Source organism: Shigella sp. FC1967 (assembly GCF_001743005.1).
GTDB lineage: Bacteria > Pseudomonadota > Gammaproteobacteria > Enterobacterales > Enterobacteriaceae > Proteus.
Genome location: NZ_MIIZ01001364.1, coordinates 1 through 12,851, shown reverse-complemented (window position 1 = coordinate 12,851; position 12,851 = coordinate 1). Strand labels below are relative to the sequence as shown.

Genomic DNA, 12,851 nt, shown 5'->3' with positions numbered 1-12,851 from the left:
GAAGCATTTTCCAGATTATTCGATCTTTTAATGGGAAGAATAGACATAAAAAAACCCTGTTAATAAAGTAACAGGGTAAAAAAGCAGGAAAATAGATAGAAGGAAATGCGACTTAATAGAAAGAGATTAAGCGAGTTCAACATCTCCTTTTAAACGACAGCTACATGCTAAGACATAACCTTGCGCTATCTCTTCAGCCGTTAATGTACTGGTACTGCTAACATCATAATCACCACTCGCAATACGTGTTTTACAACTACCACAAACCCCTGCTCGACAAGCTGCAAAAACAGGAACTTTATTTTCTTCCATCGCGGATAATAAAGTGACGCCAACAGGCACTTTAATTTGTGATAATGGATGGCGAATAGTCATCGTTAATTGTTCATTTTCATCGACACAAACAGGCTCATCACCAAAACGTTCCATAAAAATATTCTCAGCAGGTACACCAAGATTTCTTGCAAAACGTCCTGTATCTTCCATATAGCTATTTGGGCCACAACACATAACCGTACGCCCCGCAATATCAGGAACTAATGCCGCTAATTTTTCTTGGGAAATGCGTCCACTAAATAACCCTTTATTATCAGGCAATTTAGGCATCATGATAAAATTAAGATTATATGGATAGGCATTTGCCAATTCGATCCACTCTTTCTCAAAAATAAACTGGCTTTGCTCACGAATATTAAAAATAACGGTGATATCCGCTTTAGGTTGATTATTTAACAACCAACGCGTCATCGACATAACGGGTGTCACACCACAGCCTGCTGCCAACATCAAATAGCGCGCATCTTCTTTACCCGCACAAGTAAATTCCCCCTGAGCATCAGATAACCAAAGATAATCACCCGGTTTTACTTGTGATGTTAACCAACTTGAACCCACGCCATTTTCTAAACGGCGAACGGTTAAAGTGATAAATGGACTTAATCCCGGAGAAGATGAAATGGTATAAGCACGCATTATCTCATCACTATTATTGATACTCACCAGAGCAAATTGACCTGGTTTATACGAATAAAAATCATGATTAATTAAATTTAGCGTCCACACTTCAGGTGTTTCCTGAACAATAGAGTGAACTTGCATACGATTAGGACAAAGAGAAGTAGGCATCGTCATGGATATTGAACCCTCACCGAAGCCCATAGGCTTCGGTAATGATAATGAATTTAACACATTAAGCAGAAAGAATATCTTTAAGATCTTGTTCTGGTGTAGTAATAGAGCGCATACCAAATTTCTCATTTAGTATTGCCAGCAGATTGTCAGTTAAGAACGCCGGTGCTGTTGGGCCGGTATAAATGTTTTTCACACCCAATGAAAGCAGAGTCAATAAGATAACAATCGCTTTTTGCTCGAACCAAGAAAGAATTAGAGACAGTGGTAAGTCATTCACGCCACAACCTAATTTCTCAGCCAGGTTAACCGCTAGCATAATCGCTGAATACGCATCGTTACACTGACCCACATCAAGTAAGCGTGGTAAGCCTTCTAAAGTACCGAAATCCAGTTTGTTGAAACGGTATTTACCACACGCCAAGGTCATAATTAAGCAGTCCTGTGGAATTTCTCTTGCAAGATCGGTGTAGTAACTACGTTCACCACGGCTACCATCACATCCCCCCACTAAGAAAACATGGCGTAATTTTTTCTGTGAGACTAAATCAATCACAGTATCAGCGGCATTTAAGAGTGTTTCACGACCAAAGCCAACTGTAATTAAATGCTCAATTTCATTGTATGGAAAACCTTCTAATGATTGTGCTTGTGCAATCATTTCAGAAAAGTCATCACCCGTAATATGTTTTACGCCTGGCCAACCAACAATACTACGCGTCCAAATACGATCACCGTAATGACCTACATTCGGATCAATAATACAGTTTGAAGTCATTAATACAGGGCCAGGGAATTTTGCAAACTCAATTTGCTGATTCTGCCAACCGCTTCCGTAGTTACCGACTAAATGTTTGTATTTTTTAAGTTCGGGGTAACCATGAGCAGGCAACATTTCACCATGAGTATAAATATTGATCCCTTTTCCTTCTGTTTGCTCAAGTAACATTTGGAGGTCTTTCAGGTCATGACCTGATATTAAAATCGCTTTACCAGCAACAGGGCGCACGTTAACCGTAACTGGTGTCGGGTTGCCGTAAGCTTGAGTTTCGCCTTTATCAAGGATCGCCATAATGCGGAAGTTCATTTGACCAATGCCCATCGCATTTTCTAACAACTCATTCATATCAGAAGGATCAGTACCTAACCACGCCATATAATGGTGATATTCTGCATAAATTTCATTGTCATACTGACCTAAAACATGCGCGTGCTCCATATAAGCCGCAGCCCCTTTTAAGCCATACAAACACAGCATACGTAATCCATGAAGATCATCACCGATTTGTGCTTTATCCGCATTTAAAGCAAAAAGCTGAGCTTGCTTTTGTAAGCTACCTAAATCGTTACCCGCTAATTGGATTTCAGCCCTTGGATTAGTGACTTGAATGGCTGCATTTTTCGCTAAAGTACGAGATTTCAAACTTTCACGGAAATAGATAGCTTCTTTCGCATAACCGACAATGCGATCAGAATCAAAGTTGACGTTAGTTAACGTAGAGAAAAAAGCACGAGGCGCAAAACTATCTATATCATGGTCAATTATGCCAACGCTACGCGCTGCTAGAGCCCACGCTGAAAGCCCTTCTAATACAGCAACGAGTAAATCCTGAAGATCAGAAGTTTCTGCTGTCTTACCACACATACCTTGCGCATAGGCACAGCCATTACCTACAGGCGTTTTCATTGTTTGTTCACATTGCACACAATACATATCGTATTCCTTCTAATAAGAGATAATGCTTTATTTTTATAAGTTGCATTACAGATGCAACATAAGAATACGCCATTTTGATAAGAGAGAAAGTGCAATATTGAACAATTTAAACGTTGCTTGATCTAACGCAATTTTCTAGCAAATCTTTTTAATATCTCTTTTTTTCTCCTTTGATTTGGCTTAAACCTCAAAAAAATGTCTAAGAAAGAGCGCGTTTATTTGCATTACATCGATAATGACTAAATAAGAAATAATATTTAAGAATTATTGATGGTTATTTTTTGTTTAATCATATAAAGACTGAGAGATGAAACGATTAAGTTTTATTCATTCTTGTTAGGTCAGTAATATTCATTACTATTTTTATAGTTAATATCACCTATTGCATTAATAGCTAATCAAATTATTTCAATTGATATATGTTATTAACACGAGTATTACGAAATGAAACTACATATTTGAATGATGCTCATCCCTACATTGGAGATTAAAAATGATTAAACTAAATAATGTTCCATCAGAATTTCGCCCTCTAGAAAGCTACAAAATGCTAATTGGAGGAGAATGGGTATCTAGCACATCACACAAAACAACCAAAACCTATAGTCCAGCTACGGGTGAATTATTAAGCGAATATCAATCGGGTAGTGCTGAAGATGTTGAACTTGCAGTGAGTGCCGCACGTAATGCATTCAAAACATGGAGTAAAACGTCACCTGCTGAACGCCAAGCTCTCTTATTAAAAATCGCGGATCGCTTAGAGCAAGAACAAGAACGCTTTGCTTGGATTGAATCGCTCGATAACGGTAAACCACTCAATGAGTCAAAAAACATAGATTTACCTGCCTCTATTGACCATTTTCGATATTTTGCAGGCGTGATACGCTCTCATACCGATGAAAGTGCCGTCCTAGATGAAAATACCATTAGCCTTGTGATTCGCGAACCTATTGGTGTTGTGGGTCAAATTATTCCATGGAACTTCCCATTATTAATGGCAGCATGGAAATTAGCACCAGCGATCGCGGCAGGTGACACCGTCGTTATTAACCCAGCAACGCTGACTTCCCTTTCATTATTAGAGCTAGGTCGTATTTTAAATGAAATATTACCAGCGGGCGTGATTAATATTGTTACGGGACGCGGATCTGTTGTAGGACAAGCTATTTTAGAGCACGAAGATATTGATAAACTTGCATTTACAGGTTCAACCAATGTGGGTTATACCGTAGCAGAAGCCGCAGCAAAAAAAAATGGTTCCAGCGACATTGGAACTAGGGGGTAAATCGGCCAATATCGTGTTCCCTGATGCAAACATGAAAAAAGCGGTCAAATATTCTGCATTAGCAATATTGATGAACCAAGGACAAGCTTGTGAATCAGGTTCACGGTTGTTCCTACATAAAGATATTCATGATGAATTTTTGAAGGCATTAAAAACTGAATTTGAAAGTATTCGTGTCGGTGACCCACTTGATCCAAATACACAAATGGGAACGCAAGTTAGTCAAGATCAAATGGATACTATCTTAGGCTATGTTGAACTCGCGAAAAAAGAAGGTGCAACTATTTTAACCGGTGGTGAGCGTATTACAGGTGAAGGTTATGATGATGGATTCTTTGTTCGTCCAACGATCATCATCAACGCAACAAACCAAATGCGTGTAGCCCGAGAAGAAATTTTTGGCCCTGTATTGTGTGTCATTCCATTTGATAATGAAGATGACGTGATCGAAATGGCGAATGACTCTGAATATGGTCTTGGTGGCGGTGTTTGGACTCAAGATATTAACCGCGCCTTACGTGTTGCAAAAGCAGTAAGGACTGGTCGTATGTGGGTTAACACTTATCACGAACTCCCTGCTCATGCACCATTTGGGGGCTACAAAAAATCAGGTTTAGGACGTGAAACACATAAAATGATGTTAGATGCTTATAGCCAAGTGAAAAACATCTTTATCAGTATGAAAGAATAACACTTATCTCTTTTCTAAATTCTTATAAATATAATATCTATACTCATCTCTTCGCCTTCTCCCCAGAAGGCTTTTTATTATCTATAATTACTCACACCCCAAGTTGTTACCATAAAAAAACCACATACTTATCATAAAGTATGTGGTTTGATGTTGTGTTGTTAGCCAAATAAGTAAGAACGAGTTACTCTGCTTCAGCTTCTTTTTTACTTACTGAGTAAGCTTCTTTATCTAATTCAATCTTATCAGCGTTAACATCTTTTATATGATCTCTTGTTAAGCGATAAACAACAGGGCTTAATAACGCTAATGCGATTAAGTTAGGGATAGCCATCATTGCATTGAGTGTATCCGCTAATAACCACACAAACTCTAACGATTGCGTTGCACCAATCGGTAACGCAATTAGCCATGCAATCCGAAATGGCATAATCGCTTTAGATCCAAAAAGATATTGCACACATTTTTCACCGTAAAAACTCCAGCCTAAAATAGTGGTAAATGCAAAAATAGCTAATGCAATTGCCACAATATAGTTACCACCTGGAATCGCGGTAGAGAATGATGCCGCCGTTAATGTTGCGCCACTTTGCCCTGTTAGCCATTGTCCTGTGATAACAATGGTTAATCCTGTCACAGAGCAGACAATGATGGTATCAATAAAAGTCCCCAACATCGCAATCAAACCTTGGCGAACAGGGTTCTGTGTTTTTGCCGTCGCATGGGCAATAGGCGCACTCCCCAATCCTGCTTCATTTGAAAAAACACCACGCGCTACACCAAAGCGGATCGCAGCCCAAACCGCTGCACCAGCAAAACCCCCTTGCGCAGCAACAGGTGTAAATGCAGATTTAACAATAAGGACAACGGCATCTGGAATTGCAGTCACATTCAGTGCAAGAACAACAATACCTGCACCAAAATAGCCAACGGTCATAATAGGGACTAATTTACCAGCAACATCGGCAATACGCTTAATACCGCCAATAAGCACAGCACCGACTAAAATAACGAGTACAGCAGCCGTAATTGTTGTCGAAATACCAAAATTACTTTCCAGTACATCAGCCACGGAGTTTGCTTGCACTGTATTGCCAATACCAAACCCAGCAAAACTCCCAAAGACAGCAAAAACAGTACCTAGCCAAACCCAATTTTTACCTAAGCCATTTTTGATGTAATACATTGGTCCACCGACATAGTTTCCATACTTATCAACTTCCCGGAAACGTACAGCAAGCACGGCCTCTGAATATTTAGTTGCCATTCCCACTAATGCAGTCATCCACATCCAAAACAATGCACCAGGACCACCTAAGACAACAGCTGTTGCAACACCAGCAATATTACCCGTTCCGATAGTGGCAGAAAGTGCCGTCATTAACGCATTAAATGGCGATATTTGCCCTTCGCCTCTTTTATCATTTTTTTCAAATAAAAGCTTAAACCCTGTACCTAACTTCCTAATAGGTAAAAAACCAAGTTTAAACTGCATAAAAAGGCCGATACCAAGAATACCGACAAGCATCGGAACTCCCCCATACCACGCCATTTATAGCACTTAATATATTTGTGATGAAATCCATAAGTTACCCTTTCTCGTCCAAATGTTATATAAATATGTATTTTTTTTGTTTATCAACTACACTAAAGATGAAAAAAAGTGAAAATATGCTAGAAAAAAAAAAACGACTAATTCTAAAATTGACTTAGTTATGTGAGAAATATCACTTCATTATTAAATTACGCTATCATTAAGCTCATCGTTACAATACTTCAATCAAAGTTATGCATAATTATAAATCAGCACAAAACATTCAAAATGAACAACGTTTTAATTTGTTCAGAAAAGCGCAAGAAACCAACCTCGCACCACTAAAAACGCTACTATTATCCGCGGTGGTCGGCTCTCTAGCTGGATTAATAGGTGTTTTATTTGAAAAAAGCGTTAGTTGGGTGATTCATTTTCGACAAGAAGAATTTATTAAAACCTTTACTAATCCTTATATTCTAGCGATCTGTACATTACTTTTTTTCCTCTATCTTAGCAATGCTGGGATATTACCTAGTCAAAAAGTTTTCACCCGAATCTGGGGGATCAGGAATACCTGAAATTGAAGGTGCCATGATAGATATTCGCCCAGTTCGTTGGTGGCGAGTATTACCGATAAAATTTATTGCCAGTATTGGAACTTTAGGTTCTGGTATGGTATTAGGACGAGAAGGCCCCACGGTTCAATTGGGCGCCAATATTGGTCAGCTCGTAAATGATATTTCTCGCGTTAAAGATAAAGAGTCACGTCATACTCTGTTAGCGACGGGAGCCGCAGCAGGATTAACCGCTGCTTTTAATGCACCTCTAGCGGGTATTTTATTTATTATCGAGGAGATGCGTCCTCAATTTAAATACAGTCTTATTTCAATTAAAGCTGTCTTTATTGGCGTTATTATGTCTTGCATTGTTTTTCGCCTATTTAATGGTGAAGGCGGTGTTATTCATATTGGTAAATTTTCATCTGCACCACTAAATACGCTTTGGTTATATTTAGTATTGGGTATGTTATTTGGTATTATTGGCGTTATATTCAGTAAATTACTTTTTCTATGTCCAAACCCAATTTCAGCATTTTTTATCAGGATAAAACATCTCGTTTTGTTTTAACCGGTGGCATCATCGGTGGTCTCTGTGGTTTATTAGCATTAATTATCCCTGAAATAACTGGCGGTGGATTTGATATTATTCCTGCGCTTAGTACGGGACAATATTCTCTTATTGCACTATTATTTTTCTTTATTTTACGAACTATCACATCCATTATCAGTTTTGCCTCTGGTGCTCCTGGCGGCATATTCGCCCCCACTCTGGCATTAGGCACCTTATTTGGCAGTGCTTTCGGATTAACTGCAACCTTACTTTTCCCTGATTACCAAATTCAAATTGGTACGTTTGCTATTGCTGGAATGGGTGCATTATTCGCAGCAACGGTAAGAGCACCGCTAACGGGGATCGTTCTCGTCTTAGAAATGACCGATAATTATCAACTTATCCTGCCGATGATCATTACCTGTTTAGGTGCAACAATGCTGGCACAGCTACTCGGTGGTCGCCCTATTTATACCGTTTTATTAGAACGCATATTACAAAAATCTGAGGAAAAAGAACAAAAAGATCAATCTCTCGATATTAAAAGTGATAAATCACCATAATAATAAAACTCACTTAAACAGATAAAAATACCCCAAATATTTGGGGTATTTGAAAAGAGACAATAGTGCTTAACTATTTTTTTCGTGTCGATTAACGTAGCAAAATTTAAGGCGATACGATTGCCATTTGCATCTGTTTTATGTAAATGCCCGAGATCCTCATTATATTTAATAATTTCCCAGTCTTTATAATAATCCGCCAATTCGTTTGGACGCAAAAAGGTTTTAAATGGAATTTCAGTAGGATCACTATTTGGCGTTTCAACAGGACAAACAATCACATTAATACCGTTAGAATTGGTACATTCCTGCATATTTTTAATAATACTTTCAATACGCTCCCGTTGGCAGAACATCAATACAACGGTTGAAAGAATAATATCGTATTTCTCAGTAAGTGAAGCTTCATTAATATCATATAATCCACTTTTTACTGCCAATCCTGTTTGGGTTTTCACTGTTTCAATAGCATCAATATGTGAAGCATTAATATCTAACGCTGTCACCTCATAACCTTGAGATGCTAAATAGAAACTATTTCGACCACGGCCAGCACCTAAATCTAACACCTTGCAAGGCTGGGTAAACGTTGCCATATAACGGACTTCAGAATGCGGTAATGATAAGTCGTTTTCTTTAAACAGTTTATCTTCCGGGGCACATAAAAAAGAGAGCTGACAACGTATATCATCACTTGCTTTATCTATTTTATGCCACTGTTGAGGCTGAATTAAAGGCGGTTGATTTTCAGTATCACACTCAACTGAAATTTGTGAACCATCATCATTAAAAACAACAAATGTCATGTTACCTTGCAGTATCCGCATTTGGGCATAAGTGCCTTCCTTTGTATTGTGGCGTTCTAATAACGCTAAAGGAATGGATGTACGAGTCCACTCTGGCATGGTTTTATAACTTACAAGTTCCATAATTCAACCTCAATAAGATGCATTTTAAATACATCTTATGGCAATCATGATCATTCGTAAAGAAGGTTTTATCTAAATTATGATTTTAAATATTTGTTTAAAAGTAAATCAGTCACATCTGAGGAAGAAATAGACTCACCACACAAAACTTTCATCATGATTTCTTTACCTAATGATGCTAAAGAAAACAGCATATCTGGGCGTAACCGACTGATTTTATCTCTATTTTCATCTTGATTAATAATAGTAATCAATTTCGCATTAACATGAGAGCATTCTTGGATAGTGAGTAAAATAAAGGTATTTTCTGCATCACTTTCAGATAAAGTCACAATCCAACTTGCTTTCGCAATATTGGCTGATAGCAATGTTTTAAGATCCGTTGGGTCGCCTTCAATAATATTAGCTTGCGTATCATAAGAGGCGTTACTTTTATCAGCACAAATCGCAATAACGGATTTTCCTTGTTCTCTTAACCCTTTTTCTAATTGAGAAGCTAATGCCGATGAACCAATAATAATAAAATGATTATGCATTTTAGCGATCCTTTTCTTAACAATATCGCGAGTACCGCGTGCAAGAAATCCCATGACATACACAATGGAAGTAGTAAAAACGGTGATTCCCAAAATAACAACAGTGAGCGTAAAAATACGGGCATTCGTACTAATTGGCACAATATCGCCAAATCCTAGTGTCGTCATGCAGACAATAGAAAAATAGAATGCATCCATCAACGTTGTAATATGTGGCTTAAATTCATCACCAATATAAAGACTTCCTAGCATTGAGAATAACAGCAAAGACAGAATACATATAAAAGCCACAAAACTAGCGCTAGTTAAACTATGATGTGGAAATGCACGCCAACTCATTAACAATCCAATCACTAAAATAAAAGAAAAATAGGATTGAAAGTCCATTTGCCGATAAACAGCCACATCAAGAAAAACAAGGGTGACTAATAAAATCAAAGAGACACACCACGCAATTCTGGCGCCAAGATACATAAATATTGAAAGAAAAATTAATGCACAACCTAGCATGACCTTTGGTATATCGAGAAGTTTTAATACACCTAAAGATTTAAGCCATGCTAAATCCATGGATTTTCCAATCCAGATAAATACCGCGAGACAGTAAAATAGAGTAAATGATAAAAATACCATTTAAGATAAGTAATAAAGACATCGTTTTTCTTGTCACTTTAGATGTCTCTATTACATTTAATAGAGCGGATAATTTCATATTAGATATATGTGAATACTCAGTTATTTAAAGGAATATGATCTAATCCTTGAAATTTAAAAGGCTCTGCGGGTTTAAAATGACTTGTCGCATTAGCCGAATAGATTATCGACTGCTCTTCACCCAATGGTAATGTCATTACTTTCCCACTCTCTTTTGAAAAATCAATTTCCTTTAAATTAACCCAAAAAGTATTCGGCGATAATGCTGACTCGAAAAAATATAATTGGTTTTTATGATCAGCCACCGTTCTCCACCGTGTGGATGAAATTTCAGGTGATTCAGCCGTACTCAACCCATAAGGTACAGATACATTTCTGATCACACCGAATACGCTAGCGAGCGATTTTTTACTCGATTGAGTTTTAGGAATGGCATTCACATAAAAAGAAGCTCTGGCAAAACGATCTGAAGCACGATTAGTCCCAGGTAACATGACTGTTCCACCGATTTGCTGCCAATAACTATTCAATGCTAATTGTTCTGAAAAAATAGGAGAATTCGTCATCACTTGATACTCTTTGCTGTGATGAATCACTTGCTTGCCATTTATATATTCAATAATGGCGCTATCTCCCGTTGCATCCGAAAGCGAAAGATGTAGTGTTGCCATTCTATCTTGTCCGGGAACTTTATCCGTTAATACAATAAAAGGCTCACTGTCTAATGCATTCACAGCTTCTTCAACTGAAGCAAAATTATCTAACACATACTGAGCCCATGCAGAAATTGAAATAGCGGGTTTTTCTTTGGTATATGCGGGATAATCAGATTCTGCCAACCACAATAAATTAGCCACTAAACCTTTTTCATTCATACCATCTGTTGTAGAAATATCATAACCAGATGCAATCACACTTCCATATTTAGATGTCCATTTTATTGAGTTATCACCCCGCTTCTCCTGAACGTTGCATCCCTTGTGGAAATATCCATAAACTTGTTCCTATGTCATATTTCCAGTCCATTGAGCGAGCAGTAATAATTTGGTTATTGTCACCTAAATAAACAACTCGAGTGCATGCATCAACATCGGTGATGCCAGCAGTAAAAAGACCAGATATAAATAGAGTCCCTAAAAAAGTATGACGTAATTTTTTTCATTATTCACTCTTTCTCGTTAAATAAATGGATGGTTTCTTTATTATGACCGTTCTTTGCGCTGACTTAAAATCGATAAAACCTCAAAATAAATATTAGCCCTATTAAAAATAGAAATTATGACTTAAGTATAGAGTCATTCATCATAATTGCGCATAAAAAAACCGATACATTAAAGTATCGGTTTGGCTTTATTAACTTACAAAAAGCATTTAATTACGCTTTTTTTACACCTTCGACAGAGATAATTAACTCTGCTTCTTGTGATTTTGGTCCTAAGTCCGATTTAAAATTAAACTCTTTCAGATTCACTTTACCTGTTGCTTCAAAACCAGCACGGTAACCTTTCCAAGGATCAGTACCTTCACCAATTAATTTTGCATTTAATGAAACAGGTTTAGTCACACCATTTAATGTTAAATCACCTGTCACTACATAATTTTCGCCATCACGAGTAACTTGAGTTGAGACGAATCGAGCTTCAGGATATTTGCTTGCATTAAAGAAATCAGCGCTACGTAAGTGCTTATCACGTTCTGCGTGGTTAGTGTCTAAGCTTCCTGTTTTAATCACGACATCAACTTTGTCTTTTGATGGATCTTCTTTATCGTAACTAAATGTACCATCGAAATCTTTAAAAGTACCGTATAACCAACTATAACCTAAATGTTGAATACGAAACTGTATAAATGCGTGTTGGCCTTGTTTATCAATGGCATAATCTGCTGCTAAAGCAGTGCTTGCATTAAATAATAACGCACCTGCTGTTAAACCTAATAAAGCTTTCTTAAACATTGTTATCTCCATAATTTCGTTTAATAAGTTTAATTATTTAGTCCGCATTCCTAGCATGCGTTTTAACGTAACATCTTTATCAATAAAATGATGTTTTAAACCACCAGCAGCATGTAATAGCGATAAAAGAACTACTGCCCAAGCTAAATAAAGATGAATATCACCCGCTAAATCCGCTTGTTTGGCTTCCCCTGTAAAAATCGCGGGCACTGAAAACCAATCAAATACAGATATAGCTTGCCCATCAGCGGTCGAAATTAAATAACCACTAATCAGAATTGAAAATAAGATTAAATATAAAAGCATATGTGCAATATGAGCACTAATACGTGTCAATTTACTGTAACTTGATAACGCTTTAGGTGGTGGAGAAATCCAACGCCATATCACACGTACTATCAAAACAATAAATAACAGAATACCAATACTCTTATGTATTTCAGGTGCAGAATGATACCAACTATCATAGTACCCTAGCGTCACCATCCAGAGCCCTAAAGCAAACATACCATAGACAGTAAGCGCCGTCCCCCAGTGTAAAAGGAGTGACAAGTGCCCATAGCGAGACGTATTATTTCGCCATTGCATAATAAAAACCCAATAGTTTCTAATTCATTAAAATAATGTTACTTATTTTAGTGTATTGGAAATAAATTGTTAGCCCATAATTCAACAAATAATTTGTTTATCATTATCAATAATAATCAATAAGTAATAAGCTCTTATTAGTCACTTTGTTGATTATCTAAT

General features: G+C 37.3%; 6 protein-coding genes and 4 pseudogenes. 2 read left to right on the top strand and 8 right to left on the bottom strand.

From position 1 onward, the window contains the following. Window positions 1-126 precede the first annotated feature (126 nt). Window positions 127-1,131: an NADH oxidoreductase gene (gene hcr / locus BHE89_RS22050; protein WP_069367663.1), complete on the bottom strand. Its 1,005-nt coding sequence runs from the start codon at window positions 1,129-1,131 to the stop codon at window positions 127-129. A gap of 58 nt (window positions 1,132-1,189) precedes the next feature. Further along, a complete protein-coding gene (gene hcp / locus BHE89_RS22045; protein WP_069367662.1) occupies window positions 1,190-2,842 on the bottom strand; it encodes a hydroxylamine reductase in 1,653 nt (550 codons plus the stop codon). 496 nt (window positions 2,843-3,338) lie between these two features. Between hcp and BHE89_RS22040 the strand changes: the two are divergent. Beyond that, window positions 3,339-4,821: pseudogene (locus BHE89_RS22040) on the top strand (aldehyde dehydrogenase family protein). A gap of 184 nt (window positions 4,822-5,005) precedes the next feature. Here BHE89_RS22040 and BHE89_RS22035 read toward each other — a convergent pair. Continuing rightward, a pseudogene (locus BHE89_RS22035) lies at window positions 5,006-6,407 on the bottom strand (alanine/glycine:cation symporter family protein). Between the two features lie 202 nt (window positions 6,408-6,609). Between BHE89_RS22035 and clcA the strand changes: the two are divergent. Further along, window positions 6,610-8,028 (top strand): annotated as a pseudogene (clcA, locus tag BHE89_RS22030) (H(+)/Cl(-) exchange transporter ClcA). Here clcA and tehB read toward each other — a convergent pair. The 5 genes and pseudogenes from tehB to BHE89_RS22005 all read right to left on the bottom strand — a co-directional run bounded on the left by tehB (window position 7,992) and on the right by BHE89_RS22005 (window position 12,689). Then, the gene (tehB, locus tag BHE89_RS22025; RefSeq protein WP_128860775.1) at window positions 7,992-8,957 is read right to left on the bottom strand and encodes an SAM-dependent methyltransferase TehB; all 966 of its coding nucleotides are present in this window, start codon (window positions 8,955-8,957) and stop codon (window positions 7,992-7,994) included. The pseudogene clcA and the gene tehB overlap by 37 nt on opposite strands. A 77-nt stretch (window positions 8,958-9,034) precedes the next feature. Further along, the gene (locus BHE89_RS22020; RefSeq protein WP_286146415.1) at window positions 9,035-10,063 is read right to left on the bottom strand and encodes an NAD-binding protein; all 1,029 of its coding nucleotides are present in this window, start codon (window positions 10,061-10,063) and stop codon (window positions 9,035-9,037) included. A 161-nt stretch (window positions 10,064-10,224) separates the two neighbouring features. Continuing rightward, window positions 10,225-11,269 (bottom strand): annotated as a pseudogene (locus BHE89_RS22015) (linear amide C-N hydrolase). Between the two features lie 253 nt (window positions 11,270-11,522). Then, window positions 11,523-12,101: a YceI family protein gene (locus BHE89_RS22010; protein WP_069367655.1), complete on the bottom strand. Its 579-nt coding sequence runs from the start codon at window positions 12,099-12,101 to the stop codon at window positions 11,523-11,525. A 33-nt stretch (window positions 12,102-12,134) separates the two neighbouring features. Further along, complete coding sequence (locus tag BHE89_RS22005; protein WP_069367654.1) at window positions 12,135-12,689, bottom strand: cytochrome b; 555 nt, start codon at window positions 12,687-12,689, stop codon at window positions 12,135-12,137. Between the last annotated feature and the right edge of the window lie 162 nt (window positions 12,690-12,851).

Coding starts and splice junctions, on each gene's coding strand:
- hcr (WP_069367663.1), bottom strand. CDS start 1,131: ATGACGATGCCTACTTCTCTTTGTCCTAATCGTATGCAAGTTCACTCT.
- tehB (WP_128860775.1), bottom strand. CDS start 8,957: ATGGAACTTGTAAGTTATAAAACCATGCCAGAGTGGACTCGTACATCC.
- BHE89_RS22020 (WP_286146415.1), bottom strand. CDS start 10,063: ATGGATTTAGCATGGCTTAAATCTTTAGGTGTATTAAAACTTCTCGAT.
- hcp (WP_069367662.1), bottom strand. CDS start 2,842: ATGTATTGTGTGCAATGTGAACAAACAATGAAAACGCCTGTAGGTAAT.
- BHE89_RS22010 (WP_069367655.1), bottom strand. CDS start 12,101: ATGTTTAAGAAAGCTTTATTAGGTTTAACAGCAGGTGCGTTATTATTT.
- BHE89_RS22005 (WP_069367654.1), bottom strand. CDS start 12,689: ATGCAATGGCGAAATAATACGTCTCGCTATGGGCACTTGTCACTCCTT.